The following is a 19,937-nucleotide window of genomic DNA, read 5'->3' on the forward strand; positions in this document are numbered from 1 at the left end:
ACTATAATATTAAGAAAGGATTTTATGGCAAAGTTTATCGATGAAGTTAGCATATTATTGCAAGCTGGTAAAGGTGGAGATGGGATGATCTCTTTTCGTCGCGAGGCGCATGTTGATAAAGGTGGCCCAGATGGAGGCGATGGAGGTCGTGGAGGAAACATCTATTTTGTTGGTGATTTAGGTAAAAACACCTTGCTTAGTTTTTACAAAAACAAGCATATTACAGCAGAAGATGGTGTCAAGGGTGGCCCAAAAAATCTTTACGGTGCTAATGCTAAAGACACTTATGTCAAAGTTCCAATAGGAACCTTGGTATATAATGGGACGAAATTAATTGCTGATGTTATCAAAGCTGATCAAGCATATTTGGTAGCAAAAGGTGGAAAAGGTGGTCGTGGTAATAACAAGTTTAAAACCGCTAAAAACACAGCACCTAGAATTGCTGAAAACGGTATGCCTGGAGAAAAATACCAAGCACATATAGTCTTAAAAATTCTTTCTGATGTCGGTGTGGTAGGTAAGCCTTCAGCAGGAAAATCGACATTTTTAAATTCTATTTCAAATGCACATGCAAAAGTTGCAGAATATGAATTTACAACCTTAGTACCACAATTAGGAATGGTGCAATTTCATCAAAACTCTTTTACCGTTGCTGATTTACCTGGTTTAATTCAAGGTGCCGCATTAGGTAAAGGACTTGGAATTCAATTTTTAAAACACATCGAAAGATGTAAAGTCATCGCACATATTATTGATTTTGGTTCAGAAGATAAAAACCCGATTTTAGACTATGAAACTATTAATAATGAACTAAAATCATATAATTTAAAACTTGAATCAAAACCACAATTAGTTATAGCCAATAAATCTGATTTAGATGCTTTTAATTCACATTTAAAAGCATTTAAGAATAAATATCCTGATGTTAAAGTTATTTCGATATCTGCAATTTTTCATCATAACTTAGAAGCTGTTAAAGCTGCTTTATGAGAACTTATTTCAACTACTCAATTTCAAACAATTACTGAAGAAAATGATTCAGTAAAGGTTATAACTTATGAACCAGATTTTATTGTAAAAAATCCTTATAAAGGATACTTTGATGTTAATGGAAAGAAAGTTGAAGAACTTTATTATAAAATTCCTATTAACACTTATGATAACTTAGTTCGCTTTAATAACATCCTTAAAAAAATCGGTGTATGAGACGAACTAATTCGTCGCAACATCCAAAAAGGTGATATCGTTGCAATTTATGGTTTTGAGTTCGAATGAGATGACCAAGAATAGGGGGTAATATGATATCTATGTTTAAGATTCTCCCGAAAAATCTGAAGAATCGGATTTGATTTGGAGTATCTTTAATCTTATTAAATGTAATTATAACAATGTTTATTCCAATTTTTATTGCTCAATTTTTACCTCTGTTGATTAATAAAAGTGGAACATATCACATAGTACTTTTCAATCATATAATTTATCAATCTACAAATTTTTCTAATACATTAGGTCTACTTTTAGGTGTTACCTTAGGATTAATCGCTTTTTCTTCTTTTGTATCAATGATGGGTCTTTTAATCATTGTCTGATCAGGAGAAAGAGCATCAAATTTTTATCGCGATAAACTGTTTGCTAAATACCAAAAGTTATCATTAAAAGAAATTGCACAAATTACACCAGAAAGTCTTATCACTCGGATCAACGACGATGTTGCAGTCTTTTGAGAGTTTTTAGTTGGAGCAAGCACTACCTTAGTTAAAGCTCCTTTTTATATCATTGCTGGTTTAGTTTTTGCATTTTTAACTGATGTTCCTTTAACATGAGCGATTATTGCCGTAATTCCTTTGCTAGTTTTTGTAATGTATTTTATCTTTAAATTTGTTCGACCATTAATTGCGCAAAACCGTAAAAACTTGGATGCAATTACCAAAGAATCTGATGAAAACATCCTAGGAATCAGATTTATTAAAGCATATAACCTGCAAGAGCAACAATATAGCAAATATCAAAGCGCAACCAATAAATGAAAAGTTAATGAACGTGGAATTTTTTCACTCTTTTCATTAGCAATGCCTGCATTTTTCTTTATTACTAACTTAATAATTATTATTATTTATGCTGTCGCATTTGTGACAATTCAAAAAAATCCAAATACTAATATCCCACAATTAATTGCTAAGATTAATACATTTATTGAATATGAATTTATTATCGCACTTGGTATCAGTAGTTTTAGTCAATTTTTAGGAACTTTTTTCCGCGCTCGTGTTTCTGCTAAAAGAATTTCATATGTCTATAACTTCAAAAGTTCAGATAAATTATTTCCAACACATCTTAATACAAATAACGATAAAAACAGCTACAGCATTGAATTTAAAAACTTGAATTTTAAATATTTTCAAACATCTGAAGATTATGTATTAAAAGATATTAATTTTAAAATTGATGCAGGTCAAACCTTAGGAATCATCGGACCAACTGGTGCTGGAAAATCTACCTTAGCAAACTTATTGATTAAAAATATGCAATATACTGACGGAAATATTTTAATCGATAACCAAGAAGTTAATAACCTTGATACCAACCAAATCCGTAAAGATGTCGGGATTGTATACCAAGATGCTTTACTTTATTCAGGTAGCATTAAATCTAATCTACTTTTTGCTAAAGAAGATGCTACTGAACTACAAATTCAAAAAGCACTCGATTCTTCATGTGCAAACGAATTTGTTAATTCGTTTGCAGATAAACTTGATCATATTGTAGGACAACGTGGCAAAAACTTATCAGGTGGACAAAAACAACGTCTTTCGATTGCTCGAACCTTATTAATTGAACCAAAAATATTAATTTTAGATGATTCTACCAGTGCTTTAGATAACATAACTACTAAAAACCTTATTCATAATTTGTCAACAAATTATCAAACCACCAATATTATCATTTCACAAAAAATTAATTCTATCAAGCATGCTGATAAAATTATCGTTTTAGACAAAGGTAGAATCATTGGACAAGGCAGTCACGATGAACTCCTACAAACATGCCAATGATATGCTGATGTTAACTTTAACCAATTACAACAATAAGGAGCATAATGACTAAACATTCAAATTGACGTGCTTTTAAGGTTTGAATTTCTTTTATTAAAGAAGATAGAACTATTATTTATTGAGCATTATTGTTTTCTGTTTTAAATGCATTGGCTTATATTGGTGGCAGTTTTTTAATAGGATTTGTTATTAACCACTTTTTTGAACCTCTAGCAAAAGGTAATATCGCTTTTGAAAATATTTCTATCACACAGTTTGCTTTGACTCTTGCTGGATTAGGTGGATGTTATTTAATATATGCCATTTTTCGTTATTTAGAAAATAGCATTTATGCTAAAGTTGCCTTTTATGCAGCGGCAAGGGTGAGAAACAAATTAATGCATTCGCTGTTAGAAATGCCAATTAGTTATTATGATAATAATAAAACCGGGAACCTTATTTCAAGCTTAATTGTTGATTGCAATAACATCGCTTTATCGCTTTATCAAGGGCTAACCCAAGTTATTAATGCGATATTTAACATCTCGATTGCTATTATTGTTATGTCAATGGTATCTGTTTATTTAACATTAATTGTTGTTCCGTTTTCACTTTTGATGTTTGCATCAGTTGCAATTGTAATTAGACGTTCACAACCATACTTTATCAAAGTTCAAGAAGCATTTGGAGAACTTAACTCTTTTGTCGAAGAAATGTTAGCAAATACTAAGGTTACAAATGCATTTAACCGTCAAGAATTAATTAATAGTGAGTTAAAAAAGATAACCAAAAAAATTCGTCAAATTGCTTTTCGAGGTGATTTAATTACCAAGAGTCTTGAAACTATTTATTATGTGATTTCAAACTTAATTATCTTAATTATTACAGCCATTTCAGCAGTATTTTATTTATTTTCAGTCCCTGTTTTAGGTGTACCTGGGTTAGGTGCAGGGGTGGATGGAAAAGCAACTGCTGCATTAATTTTTACTTATACATCATTGAATTGAAACTTTATGGGACCTTTTCAAGCGGTATTAGGAACTGTATTTCAAGCACAAGTTGGAATTGCAGCAACTACCAGAGTTATTCGCATTTTAGATGCACCAATTGAATCGCATCAAAATGAAAAAATCCGCATTGTTAAAATCAGATTTGATCAAAATGAGCAAAAATTCATTGAAACTAACACAAATGATCCATACGCGTTTGCAGCATATAAATATAATCAAAACAATACCGTTAGTTATGCATCAGTGAAAGGGGAAGTTGTTTTTGATAATGTTTTCTTTAAATATAATCCAAATTCTTCTAATTACCAACTTAAAGGAGCTTCCTTTAAAGCTGAGCAAGGAAAAGTGATTGCGATTGTAGGACCAACTGGTTCTGGTAAAACCACAATTATTAACTTAATTTCAAAATACTATGATTACCAACAAGGAAGCATTAAAATCGATGGAAATGAGCTAAAAGAAATCAATTCAAAAGACTTGAAAGACATCTTAACTATTGTGCTACAAGATTCATTTTTATTCAATGAAACTATTTTAGCAAATCTTAAAATGACCAATCCAAATGCAAGTATGGAACAAATTGAACAAGCAACCCAAATGACACAAGCACACCACTTTATCCAAAATATGGAAAAAGGATATCAAACACAAATTGAACATAATGGAATGAATATTTCACAAGGTCAAAGACAACTGCTTTCTTTGTCGCGAGCAATTTTATCAAATCGTAATATTTTAATTTTGGATGAAGCTACATCTAATATTGATTCAAGTACTGAGCAGATTGTTCAAAAAGCAATGCTGCATCTGATGCAATATAAAACTTCATTTATTATTGCTCATCGACTTAGCACCATTAAACATGCTGATTTGATATTAGTAGTAAATGACGGAGAGATTATTGAAAGTGGAACACATGAAGAACTTCTAAATGCAAAAGGCTTTTATAATAATCTATATCGGTCACAATTTAGTAACTAATACAACCTATGGTTGTGTTTTTAATAATGTTTGTTTATACTAAAATTTGATATCATTTATCTGAGTTAATTTATGTTTATTAACAACTTTATTAACAAGTAAAATCAATATCTTTGCTTGTTTTTAAAATACACAACATAAGCATTTTTGGATTTTAACATTCTTGAAAAATTAACTTTTTACTTGAATTTATAGCACTAAAAATTTTTTTACCATATATATATATATATAAGAGAGTATAATTTTATTCTATGAATTTATTGTGTGTTTTTTTTGTTATACAATTTTTATACAGTCAATATATATAAAAATAACAAAAACTACAAAATTAAATAAGTAAAATATAAAGGAAGAAATTATGACTAACAAAAGAAAAGGAATAATTTTTGTTTCATCTGCTGCAGTTGCTGCTACAACTGTCACAGGACTAACAATAGGAATTTTATATGATCGCAAACAAGCAAGTGATCAATATAAAACCTTATATAATAAAACTTTAAATGATATAAAAAGGGTAAACATCTCTGATGAAACTAAGAGGCTGCTTTTTGCAGATTTATCTAAATTACCAACTACATATAAGACCCCAAGACAATTTGAATATCTTGCAGAAATAAATAAGAAAATCACCGATGCAGCAGTTAATTCAGTAAATAACAAGTTAAATGAACTTGTGAATTTTGATTCTAAGGTTACTACTTTTACCAATCTTGATGATTTGATTACATTCAACGATGCTCTTGATAAATTACTTGAATTCGATAAATTACTTCCAAAACTTAATGATTCAAAGGATAAGGATGAACTTATTGCTCAGGCTGCACAAGCGACTAAACCAGAGCAAGTACAACCTTTAATTGATCGTCTTAAAGAATTAATTGATAAACAAGCAAAAGAGTTAGCAAAACTAAAAGAAAGCGTTGATGCTAAGATTGCTAAACTTCCATCAGTAATTCAAGATAACTTTTTAGATTTACGTGCTAGAGCAGGAGATGATAAAGAAAAATTACGTGAGTTATCTACTTTATTAGATAAAACTCAGTTAGTTGCTGATAAAGCAAAAGAAATTCAAAATATCTATCAAAGAGATGACGTATATCAAGATATGACTACATTAGCTCCAGGTGATGAACTACCTGGTGGACAACTTGATACCATTAACAAAAAAGTAGATGAAATCTTAAATTCAGAAGAAAATCGTGATTTAGAAGACTTAAGAAAACAAGTACATGAGTTAAATAATGTTCTTGATGATGAAGCTGCTAAAAAAGATTTTTCAGATAAAATTGATAAAGCTGGAAACATCCCTGAACTTGTTGAGATCCAAAAACAAATAGAAAATAAACTTAGAGCAATTTCTGGGGTTGAAGGATTGTTAAATTCTAAAAAGAAAATTTTAAAAGACAGAGTTAACAAATCAAATTTACCTGAAATTATTAAACAAAGATATCTCGATGATATCGATAATGCTAACCTTTTATCAGATTTAGATAACATCGAAACTGAATTAAAAGGTGTTTTAGCAATTGAAGATGCTAGAAATGCTGCACGTGCTCAAATTGAAGCACTGAATAATCCACCTAGAAATGAACTTTTAAACGAACTTAATAATGCTAATACCTTAGAAGATATTAATAAGGTAGGACAAAAAGCACTTGATTTGTTAAATGTTGCTAAAAAAGAAGCCAGAACCAAAATTCGTTTACTAGATGGTGATTATGATAATAAAAACCGTTTAGATGTTGCACTTGTTGATGCTAAAACACAAAAAGATGTAGTTGATTTAGAATTAGAAGCAGAACGTATTTTCCAAAAAATTAAAGATAATACCCAAGATGATATTAATAAAATCGATCCTAATGGTGAATTTAGTCAATTTAAAAAAGAACTACAAAGCAAACTTACTGATTTAAATAATAATCCAAACGCTATAGCAAAAGACTATTTAGACTTATCTAAAAAAGCAAACACCGTTGATAACTATGAAGAAGCTAAAAAGCGTGCTAATGAATACTACAATAAATTAGATGATGAAAACAAAGCCAAAATTACTAAAGAATATAACACTATAAATTCAGCAAAATTCGATCCTGAAAAACTTTTTGATCCTAATGATAAAACCACTAATCAAGCCTTTAAAGCAGTTTTAGATGCTAAGGAAAAAATCGAAGATATTTATAACTTCCAAGAAAACAAAAAAATAGCACAAGCCGGAATCGATCAAATTGAAAATACTACTAAAAAAGCAGAATTTAAAGATCGTTTATTAAAAGTAACTAACAATGCTGAATTAGCAGGATTAATTTCAGATATTAAAAACTACCACAAACTTGAATCAGATAATAAACTTACCAACGGACAACTTGAATATATTATTAATAAATACATCAAAGATCCTAAGAAGAAAGCAGAATTATTAAATAACCTTAAAAATGCTACAAGTGATTCAAACGGAAAGACAATTGATAATCAAAATACCATTTTTGATAATCTTTCTAAAATCCGTAATGAAATTACTAATAGTATTGATGCACAAAACCAACTTGATTCACAAAAAGAACAAATTGGTGCTTTAATCGACCGAATTAGCGATCCTGCTAAAAAACTTGCTTTTCGTGATAAATTAGTTGATGTCAACGATCCAAATGCTGCAAACGATTTATTAGGTTCGATTGATAATCAAATTAAATTACAAAACGAACAATCACATTTAAGCAACCTAGCTGATAATATCATTGATCCAAAAACAAAACAAGAGTTTTTAAACAAAATAAATTCACTACCTGATGCTGCTGCTGGTGCTGCTTTAGCAGAGCAAATTAATAAATCCTTAGCAGACCAAGATGCAGCACTAGCGACTGCCAAAACTGCTGCTAAAGATAAATTAGGTTTATTATCGAATGCTAATCCAAAAAAACTAGATTTATATAACCAACTTTCTAATGCTAAAACACCACAAGAAATTAAAACTATTTCTGATCAAGTTGATTCATATATTAACGAACTTAAAGATCAAGCTAAAAAGGCTATTGCTCGCACCGAAGGTGGATTAACTGAATATAACGGAGATTTAAAGCAAAATTTAGAATCTTCTTTTGGTGCATCACAAGTTGAAGCCGCTATCCAAAATGTTATCGATCAAGCTAACAAAGCATTCTCAGATGTTCATGATAAAGTTATTGATACATTAGATGGAGATGGAAGCACAGCAAATCCTGGTCTTAAAGATACTGACAAAAAAGCTAAATATGCACAAGATATCATTAATTCAAATACCATTAAAGACTTAAATAATGTTTTAGATAAAATTAATAAATCTATTGCATATGAGCACGCTCATGATGCTGCTGATGCACAACTACAAAATGTACAAGATCCACAAAAAGCTGCTGAATTAGCTAAGGAACTAGAAGCAACTAAAGCAAATGAAGATACTCCGGGTGCGAATGCAATTTTAGATAAAATTAACCAACAAATAGAATCTGAACACAATGAAATTGCTAATTTAGTAGCACAAACTAAAGAACAAATCAAGAAATTATATAAACCAGAAAATATCGACTTATTCAATAAACGTGCAAATAAACCTGACTTAGGTTTATTAGATGCTCGTGATATGCTTAAAACCATCAAAAATACCATTGCTCTAGAACAAGATGAATTAGCTAATAAAAAAACACAAGCTCGCAAAGATACACAAGCTCGTTTATTAGCAGGCCCAAAACTTGATGAATTTAAAGAAAAAATCCAGAATGCACAATCTCAAGTAGCTGTTGATGGTGTTATTAAAGAAGTTGATGCATATTTACAATCTTTAAAAGATGATGCTAAAGCACAAGCATTAAAACTTAACGACAACGAAGGTCTTATTCATGATATTGATGCTGCAACAACACAAGCAGCTATTGCTGCAGCAAAGCAAACAGCAATTACTCGTTTAAACGATGCTAAGGCACAAGTATCGAATCGAATCGATGAAGTAATTAATGTTGTTGCTGCTGATAATAAAGCATTAAAAGATGCTTTAACTGCTGCTGATAATCAAACACAAATTAATCAAGTAAATAATGACATTGATGCTAAGTTAGCTGCTTATAATGCTGATACTAAAGTCGATGTAGCCCGTTTGAATAACCCTGATGCTGATCACATCATAACTTCCGAACACTGAACTACCCAATCCATTTCAAAACAACAACGTGATCGTGTTTCAGATAAAATAAATTCTAGACTTTCAGAATATGATGCTACCCTCGCTAAATTAGTCGGTGATAATACAATGCATAAAAAATATGCTGATATTAAAACTGCTATGGATACATCAAAAGTTAAAGAACAACAAATTCTTGACTATATTTCTGAAATGAATGCTGCTTTTGAAGGACAAAAACAAAATGATTTAGGATTACTTTCATCCGTTACAAACAACGAACAAAAAAGTGTCTTGAATCAAATGGTTAATACTGCAGCAACCATTCAAGATTTAAACGATGCTAAAACTGCAATCCAATTACAAATTCATAAAGAAGCAGTTTTAGCAACCTTAGATTCTAAAAAACTTTTCCCTGAACAAAAGACTTCATTTAATGTATCTATCAATGGAGCACAAAGCGAAGATGCATTGAATCAAGTAATCAAGGACTTGGAAGTCAAGGATGTATATAACCGTGCTTTACAACCACAAATTAATGCTGCAACTGCTGCTAATAATAATATCGACTTGGATGAATCAAAAGCAACCAAAGATGAATATGCACAATTAATCAATGATGCTCGAAGCAACGAGGATGTTGCTGCTGTTATGGCTAAAATCAAAGCATTCCTAGATGCTAAAAAGGCTGAAGCAAAAACTCAAGTTGATAAACTTACTGGTAGACAATCTAGAGAGACTGAACAAGGTAATCTTGATAGTACCCAAAGTGAAAGTGGATATAAACAAATTAAAGATGCAGCTGCTAAAATCTTCTCAGATGAACAAGCTGATTTAAAAAAACTATTAAATGGATATACATATACTGATAATAATCAAAAAGTTCAAAGTGTAACAGGGGTAAGTGATCAAAGTTTTAAAGATGCTGCATTAAAAGCAATTGATAATGCTGCTAATATGGGAGAGTTAGATGCAGAACGCATTAAAATCAATAATCAAAAGACTCGTGAAGGTATTCAAAAATTAATTGATACAATTCAAGAAAGTACTGATAAAGCAAAACTGCAAAATGATTTAAATCAAGCTCAAAATGCAGAAAGTTTACAAAAAGTCGAAACTGAAGTTAATAGTAAACTTACAAATCAAAGTAATCAAGTTACTGCTTTAAAAGCGCAAGTTAAAGAAAAATTAAATGTTTTAAATAGTTCTAATAGTGTAAGAACCAAAATTGAAGAAACTATTGATAACCAAACTCAAATCTCTAAACTAAAAGAGGATTCACAAAAAATTGATACTGAACTAAAACGCATTCGCGATGAAGTACAAAAAGAAATTACCCAAAAGATTCAACCTACTAATCGAAATAATGAAAACCCAGGTCATCTTAATAAGTATAACGAACTTCAAGAACAAGTTAAAAATGCTCGAACTGATGAAGATTTATTAAGAATTAAAAATACTATTATCCCAGATTACCTTAAATCAGTTGTTGCACAATATAAAAGTAAAATCGATAGCAGTTTAGATGCAACCGATGCAAAAGAATTTGATACAAAACTGCAAACAGCTGAAAAATTTGTTCCTACTGCAGCAACTCAAGGTTCTGGGGGTTCACAAGGTGGTTCAACAATACCTGGAAGTGGGTCTACCAGTTCAACTACCCCTGCTACCAAAGATTTATCTACTGTCAACCAAATTGATGATGTTCTAAAACAAGCTCAAGATAAATTAAAACAAAATGCAGAAACCCTTAACAATAAAGTTGAAGATGCTAGCAAAAAAGCAGAATTTACCAAAGAATTAAATGATGCATATAATCAAACTAATACCGGTTCAGTATTTGTTAATAAACTTGAAAAGATTAAAGAAGTTTATGACAAGATTCAAACACAAAGACAACTTGAAGAAACTAACTTAAAAAATCTGAAAGCACAAATTACTAACCAAATTAATGCATCACTTAATGATTCTGCTAAATCTGCTAAAAAGACTGAATTAGAAAATGAATTAAAATCAGCAGATACATCTACTAAAGCAAATGATGTAAAAACAAAAGTAGAAAAAGAAATTACCGATGCTAAAACTACAGCAACTGCTGTAATTGAAAAATTAAAAGGTAATAACAGATACGATAATTTAAAACAAAGACTTGACCAAAGTAATGATTTAAATAACATCAATACCATCCAAGCTGAAGCAAACAAAGTTTTAAATGACTATAAAAATGAAGTTACTGCTGCGATTAATCAAGTTGAAGATAATTCTACTAAAACCACATTAACAAGTGAAGTAAATGATACCAGCAAACAAACATATACTGAATTATCTAACATCAAAAACAAAGCACAAATCAAATACAAACAAGAACAAATTACTAAAGAAATTAATCAATTATGAAACAAAGATAATTACCAAAATCAAGTTAACGCCACCGATGTTACCTTAGATAAATTAAACAACATCGAATCGCAAGTTCAAGCCGCTAAACGCAATCAAGATACTCAATTAGCTCAAGCTAAAACCGAGGCTAAACAATATATTGATAAAGCAAGCAAAGCAAATCAATATAATAACGAGCTACAAAATGCTACTACCTTAGATGCTGTTAAAACTGTTAAAGATAAAGCGATTAAAGATGTTGAAACTGCTAAGAATGCTGCATTAGCTGAACTAAATAAACTACAAGGTTCTCCAGATTATAATACCTATAATCAACTTATCAACGATACATCTAAAACAGAAAGTGCTTTAAATCAACTTAAAACTAATGTTGAACAAAAAATATCACAAGCTCGCACTGATGCTGAAAATGCTATTAATGCTACATCTGCATCTAATAAAGCAGAATTAATTAAAGAATTAAAGGATGCATCTAAAACAGATACATATGCAAAAATTAAATCACTTGAATATGCTGCTAAGGTTCAAGAAAAAGCCGACCCAATTAAAACAAGTATTTCAAGCATTTTATCAAGAGACCAAAGTCCATATACTACTCGATTAACTAGCATCACTTCTACTCATCCGACATCTGAAGCAGATATGAATCAGAAACTTAATGAACTTAATCAATTATCTGCTGATGTAACTACAAAAAATCGCGAACAAACCGTTGCAATCCAGTCTGCTTTACAAGCATTTAACCAACAAGTAGATAAAATTGATGTATCGACTGATAAAAAGAATGAATTTAAAAACCAAGCAGGAAGCAGTGATCCACAAACTATTAAAGATGCTGAAAATAAAGTTACTGAATATTTAAATTCTAAGCAACAAGAAATTAATAATTTACTGAATAAATTTATTCCAGTGAATGAAAACGGAAACAACCGTAAACAATTTGAAAATGATTTAAAAGGTGCTCACAAAGAATCTGAATATAATGCTTTAAAAGCAAAAATTGAAGCTAAATTCAACGATATTAAAGCAAAAGCTGAAGCTGCAAACAAAATCTTTGGTAATGAAAAAGATTCAGAATTTAATACTGCTAAAACAACCGATACCGAAAAAGCATATACAGATTTTACTAACAAAATAAACCAAGAATTTAGCAACCTTAAGAACCAAACTAAAGCTTCTTTGGATGGTATCACTAATACTTCTGAAAAAGCAAAATTACAAAAACAAATTGATTCAGCACCTACTAAAGCAAAAATCGAAGAAATCAAAACTCAGATACAACTGCAAAAAGACAAAGAATCTGCACTAAACGAAGCAAATAAACTTTCAGATTCTAATGTTCAAAAACAAACTATTATTAATGCTATAAATAATGCTACTACATCTGCTGATGTAAATAATCAAAAAACTGCTGCAACAAATGCTTTAAAAACTATTAAAGATAAAGCAACTAATGATTTAAATAAAATTACTGGTGACGTAGCACATGTGCAAGCGCAACAAAACTTACAAAATGCTACCACCGAAGATCAAATTAAAGCAGTTGAAAACACTATTGCAACAACTCTTGCAAATAAGAAAAACGAAGTTCAAAACGAAATCAATCAACTTACTTCAAATCCTTCAAGTCTTTCTACAACTGGTAAAGACACCATTAGTGATTTAAATAATTTAAAGAAGCAAGTTATTGAAGAAGCTAAAAAACAAGCAAAAACTGAAGTAGATAAAATTGCTGCAAATAATTCAGAAAAAACTAAGTTAGAATCACAACTTAATAAAGTTGCATCAGTTGAACAAGCTAATGAAATCAAAAAGCAAGCTGTTGCTCAACAAAATCATGACCAAGCACTTGCTAGTGCCAAAAATAATGCATTACAAATTGTTAATAAATTAGCAGATACAAATAACAAAAAGAATGAATTAAAAAATGCGATAAATGCAGCAACTGATCCTACCGTTGCACAAGCAAAAGGTCAAGAAGCACAAAATATTTTAAATAATCTAAATAATGAATTCACCAAAACTAAAAACCGTTTTGATGCTAATTCAACAGATTCAGTGTTTGTAGCAAACCAACATCCTGCTGACAATGAAAAAGCAATTACTGATGCAACTACTGCTTTAAAAAACGAATTAGCAAAAATTAAGGATAACGCATCTGCTGCTGTTGAGAAGTTAAAAGTTAATACAAGCGCAACAAATGATTCTTCTGAAAATAACGATTATAATCAATTAAAAGAAGCACTTAATAAATATATTACCAATAATCAAATTAATGATCAAGCAACCGAAAGTGCTTTAAATAACATCATTAATCAAGTAAATCAAAAACTTAATAATAAAAAATCAGCTGTAAAAACCCAAGTTGATGCACTAACACAATCGCAAGAAAAAACCAATTTAGAAAATCAACTTAAACAAAGTGATTTAACTAAAAGTGCATTAGTAGATATTGAAAATAAAGCCAAAAGACAAAAACAAGTTGATGATACTATTGCATATATTAATAATAAAAAATTAAATTCTGATGGGGTTAATAACCAAAGTATTATCCCTGATACTGATAAAAATAACTTTATTAATCGAGCAAAGCAACCAAACGCAAATCTTGAGCAAATAAAGCAAGAAGTTGATAATAAATTTAATGAAATTAAAAATTCTTTAAAAGCTGCTAAGGATGCTGCAAAAGTAGAAATAAATAAACTTCCTGTCTCACAAAGAACTAATTATCAAGTTGATTCGCTTACAAAAATAGATGATGTTAATGCTAAAAAAACACAAGCAGAGTCTGCTTTAAATACTATTCGTAATGATGTACGAACTGAAATTTATAAACTTGGTAGTTCACAAAAATCTTATTTAGAAAGCAAAAAGAATCAAGAAAACAACGACGGACAAAAATTATTATATCTAAAAGAAGAAGCAAAACGAATTAAAACCAAATCAGATGAAGTTAGCTCTTATATCGATTCACAATTTGCAAATAATAATGCTCAAAAAACTTACTTTAAAGATCAAGTAAATTCAACAAACGGAGATAACGAAACAAAACTAGATTCATTAAAAGCAAAAATTACTAAGGTTGCTGCTAAGGTTACTGATGTACAAAATACATTAAATTCAGCTGGATTGCCACATAATGAAGTATCACAATTTACTACTGAACTAGGTAATGCACATGATGAAAGTACATTAGATACTTTAAAGAATAAAATCTTAGTTGCTAAAGCTAAAAATGATGCATTAAATGAAATTAATAAATTAGATAATAACCAAAAATCAACCTTACAGAGTGAATTGACAAATAATAGAACCCAAAGCATTGATTCATATAATACAATCAAAAATAAAGCAGTACAACTTAAAAAAGATATCGATGCAGCTCAAAGTGAAATTAATAAATTACAATCTGGTAACCAAACTATTTTAAAAACTAAATTATCAAATGCTAAGGATTCATCAACTGCAACAAAAATTAAAAATGATGCAATTACTTTAAAACAACAAGTTGATGCTGCTAAATCACAAATTGATACTATTTTAAACGACAGCAAATATGCATCTAAGAAAAATGAGTTAATCAATAATTCACTATATAATGCAACTGATAAAAATAGTATTGATTCTGCTGTTAATGAAGCTAAAAAGTATAAACGTGATGAAGAAATAAAAAAACTTAAAGATCAAATATCTGGATTGATAAATCGCCTAAGTGATCAAAGCAAGAAAAATGATTTTACCAATAAAAACAATGCAGTAAATAATCACGATTATGCTAATGAATCAACTTATAATAGTGATACATCTACTTTAAATAATTTAAAAGCAGAAGTTTCAAATTATTTAAATCAAAAGAAAACTGAAGCACAAAATCAACTTAACCGTCTTAGTTCAACTGGTGCTACCAAAGTATCTAACTATGATTCATTGAAGAATTTAGTTAATTCAGATAATACCACCGAAAGCCAATACCAAAAAGTAGTTGCTGATGTAAATTCAGAAATTAATAAACTTAAAGATGATGCTTTAAAAGAAATTAATAAACTACCAAAAGAAATTATTCAATCAAATAATTTAATGGATGGATTAGATGCTACTAATGTAACACAACAAACAATCGAAAATAAAAAGGCTTTAGCAATAGCTCAACAAAAAAATAAGGAAAATATTGCTAATACGATTATTAAACGTCTCGATGGAATCGATGAGCAAAGTAAAAGCAAATTAGCAGATGAATTATTAAAAGCTAAAACTGATACAGAAAAGCAAGATATCATTGATAAAGCACAAGCATCATATACTAATACCATTAATGATATTAAAGATGCTTTGGGAATATCTGAGATTAATCAACAAGGTAGTGGTGAAACTAAAGATCAAACATATAAAAATATCCTACAAATTGATGATGCTAAGAAAAAAGAAATTGAAAAAGCAATATCTGATGGAGATAGTGCTAAGTTAGCAGAGATAAAAAAAGAAATTGATGCTAAGAAAAAAGAAATCGCTGATAAAGCCAAAGCAGAAGAACAAAAAAGATATAATGATGCTGTAAGCAAATCACAAAAAGCATTTAATGATTATGGATTATTAGGTTCTAATAGTGGATTTTCTAATATATATACAGATGAACTAAAAAATCTTGCTAAAAGTTTAAATGAAAAGCGAGAATCAATAATAAAAGATAATACTTTATCGCAAGATGAAAAAATCACTAAATTAACAGACATTGAAAAACAAGCTAATGCTATATTCATGGGTATAAAAGATCGTTTATCTCACGACTTAGAGGTAATTAAAACAAAAGATCCATCATTTTATAGTTATTACAAAAAATATATTGATTCTTTTAAAAGTATTAGAGATATCGATTATTCAACATTTAGATATCAAGCGATCATCAATAAATACAATGAATCACAATTTAATGATCAAAAACAACAAATTCAAAATCTAAGAAATCAACTTAAAAACATCATTGCTCCTTTAGATGGTGATGCAATGTATTCACAACTACTTACACAAGCAGATTCTACTACAGATAATTCATTAGTAAATAAATTCCAAAACATAGTTAAAGACAGACTTGAAAAATTACGACAAGAAGCTCTTGCTGTAGTTATTGCAAAACTCGGTGATGCTACAGCAGCTAATAATAATAATAATAATAATAAACGTGCTGATTGAAACAACCGTATCAATAACAGTTCTACTAATACTTATAAAGCATTTAAAGCAATTATGGATGAAATTGATAAATATTCACCAAATTCACAAACTGATGCATATGTTGGTGAACAAGGTGATCACGACGCTAATGTTGCTAATGGTAATTTCTTTGATACCAAATCAAATCCATTATTCGGATGACAACAATTTAGATTACCTGATAATGTACAAAAACAACTTTCGAATGCAATTGCAAATTCGACTGGTGATGCAAAAAAAGCTGCACAAAAGAAATTCTTATATTCTTTATTTGACTACCGTTCATTCCAAGTCTTTAAAGAATATCTATTAAACAACTTCTTTAAGGTAAATCCACAACCACTTACTGCTGATATCACTTTTGATGTAAGTAAGAAAATTAAAGATTGAGCCCCTACCCAAATATCTGGTTTAGAAACAGGTGATTCACATATCGGAAGTTACTACAAAGAACTTGCTTTAAAATGATATCGCTATGTAACTAGCCCGCAACCTTATAAGGAAACTACAAATCAACCACAAGTTACTTTATTTACCAAAGAACAAGCAAACTTCATGATTGGAGAAGTTATGAACCCACGTGCTAAGAAGTTTGCTCGTAATGTTATTGTAGAATCAAAACGACTTACCTTTAATCAAAAAGTTAAATATTTAGACTTATTGGCTAAATCCGTTTCTAGAAATGACATCTTAACAGTATTGAAAAAAGTAAATGCCGATGATCCAACCTTACCAACATCAATTTCACCAAACTACTCTGCTTCACATTATTGAAAATATGATGATACATACTGAATTAGAAACAATATCCCTGGTTCAAAACTTGATCCAGCTTGACCACAACTTTATAGTATTGACACAAGTTATGGTGGAGTATATATGAACTTTGATAAAATTAAATAGGATTATAAAACTAATGCAATTTGCGTTAGTTTTATTTAAATCTGATTTAGAAAAATTTTTGTTTTGTTTGTTTTGGTATGATATAATAAAAATAATGGATAAAAAGCAAGAGATAAAATTTATTGATTTATTTGCTGGTATAGGTGGATTTCGACTTGGTTTACAAAGTAAAATAACCAAGTGTGTTTTTGCTTGCGAAATTGATGCACATGCAGCATCAATGTATCAAGCAAATTTTGGTGATGATCCTAGTTGCGATATTAGCAATCTGGATGCTAAGAATATTCCAGATTTTGATATCCTATGTGCTGGGTTTCCTTGTCAAGCATTTTCGATATCAGGAAAGCAAAAAGGATTCAACGATGCAATTCGTGGAACCTTATTTTTTGATATCATTAGAATCTTAAGGGAAAAGAAACCAAAAGCATTCATCTTAGAAAATGTTGCTAATTTATTAAAACACGATAAGGGAAATACCTTCTTTATTATGCAAAAAACATTAACTGAATTAGGATATACTGTTTCATACAAAGTTCTAAATGCAAAAGATTTTGGTGTCGCTCAAAATCGAGCAAGAATCGTAATTGTAGGAAACAACCAAGGGAAAGTGTTTGATTTTGATAAAATCAAAATCAATCCAGTTAGTTCAATGAAAGAATTTTTAGATAAGGATGCTAATGAATATCTAAATCAAAATGAATACACATTATTAGATCAATCACAAATAAAAATACAAAAATCTGGATTGATTTTTATCGGATATCGAAATAAAAAGATTCGTAATAAAGGTATCGATAAAAAAACCTTACATCTATCAAGAGTGCATAAGCAAGTGAATCGGATTTATTCTTCAAGAGGACTAGTTCCAACAATAACATCGCAAGAAAAAAGTGGAAGATACTTTATTTATGACAACAATAAAGTCAGAAAATTAACCTTAAATGAGTGTTATAAGCTGATGGGTTTTCCTGATGACTTTAAGAAAATTGGGTCAACTTCAAAATTATATGAAAGAATCGGCAATAGTGTTTGTGTACCGATGATAAGGCAAATTGCTAATGAAATGATACATCAGTTTTGAGATAATAGGGAGAATATGGATATAACAACATTTTTAGAAAATATTTATAAAGAGTCTTTGACTTTCACATCAGTTGACAAAACAAATTTAAATAATAAACAAAAACATAATATTCAAATAATAGTTGATCACGAAGAAGGTTATAAAGGTGTTTTTACAGTTTTAGTTACTTCCTTAGTCTATAAAATTCTACATCCACATCAAGACATTAGATTACATCAAGCAAATATGAAAAATGGATATAGTGGAAGAAGTTTTGATGCAAAATATATTACACCTTTTTTAAAACAAAAACAGTTTTTAGGTGCAATGAAGGAATCAGGATGAACAACTAGAACCTTAGAACAAAATTTCGCTTATAATTTAGATTATCCAGGTAAAATAAGTAACATAGATATCAAGAATGCATTTTTAAGTATTTTATATGATGTGCAAGAATTAAATATTGATCCACGGTTATATTTAAAATCTCTGTTTGCATTAAGTATTAAACAAAAAGAGATAAAATCTGTGAATATTTTAAATCCCTTTGCTAATAAGACACAAATAACAATTGATGATATTATTAATCTTTTAAATCGACATTTTTATTACAATTATAAATCACGCGGTGCATCAATTCTACCTGTTATTGCTTTATATAGCATCTATCAATGTATCCTAAAAGAAAATCATAGATATAAAGACAAAATTTTAAATCCACTTAGTTCGCACTACAGTAGTGATAAAAGTTCCAAGAATGTTGCTGATATAATCATCAAAAATAAGGATGGTTCACTATTTGAAGCAATTGAAGTTAAATTTAATATAAAAGCTAATGATATATTACTTGCCGATTCATACATAAAGTTTAAAAACACTAGTATCCAAAGATTTTATTTGCTTTCTACGGTAAAGCAAGATGAAACAGAAAGAATTAATCAACTTATCAATAAAATCAAACTTGAACACGGCTGTCAAGTAGTTGTAAATGGTGTATTAGAATCGATAAAGTATTATCTAAGACTTTTGCATAATACTGAAAATTTCATCGAAAATTATATTAACAATATGAAAGAAAACAACGAGATAAATTCTGAGCATAAAATTGCTTGAAATCATATAATTAATGATTTTAAAAATACATAAATATGTTTAACAACAAAAGGAGTATAATATTATAATACTTCGAG

Annotated in this window: 5 protein-coding genes; all 5 read left to right on the forward strand. The window is 29.5% G+C overall.

All coding sequences use genetic code 4. The features are described from left to right. Positions 1 to 24: 24 nt before the first annotated feature. Positions 25 to 1,290 (forward strand): GTPase ObgE, encoded by a 1,266-nt coding sequence (gene obgE / locus ACXYRR_RS01615; RefSeq protein ID WP_458597504.1) that lies wholly within the window; start codon positions 25 to 27, stop codon positions 1,288 to 1,290. Positions 1,291 to 1,298: 8 nt separating this feature from the next. Then, positions 1,299 to 3,089: an ABC transporter ATP-binding protein gene (locus tag ACXYRR_RS01620; protein WP_458597505.1), complete on the forward strand. Its 1,791-nt coding sequence runs from the start codon at positions 1,299 to 1,301 to the stop codon at positions 3,087 to 3,089. An 8-nt stretch (positions 3,090 to 3,097) separates the two neighbouring features. Next, entirely contained in the window at positions 3,098 to 5,023 is a 1,926-nt protein-coding gene (locus tag ACXYRR_RS01625; RefSeq protein WP_458597506.1) for an ABC transporter ATP-binding protein, read from the forward strand. A 358-nt stretch (positions 5,024 to 5,381) separates the two neighbouring features. After that, the gene (locus ACXYRR_RS01630; protein ID WP_458597507.1) at positions 5,382 to 17,684 is read left to right on the forward strand and encodes a hypothetical protein; all 12,303 of its coding nucleotides are present in this window, start codon (positions 5,382 to 5,384) and stop codon (positions 17,682 to 17,684) included. 94 nt (positions 17,685 to 17,778) lie between these two features. Continuing rightward, on the forward strand, positions 17,779 to 19,893 hold the full coding sequence (gene dcm / locus ACXYRR_RS01635; RefSeq protein WP_458597508.1) for a DNA (cytosine-5-)-methyltransferase: 2,115 nt from the start codon (positions 17,779 to 17,781) through the stop codon (positions 19,891 to 19,893). The last annotated feature ends 44 nt before the right edge of the window (positions 19,894 to 19,937 follow it).

The organism is Mycoplasma sp. 246B (assembly GCF_054353935.1).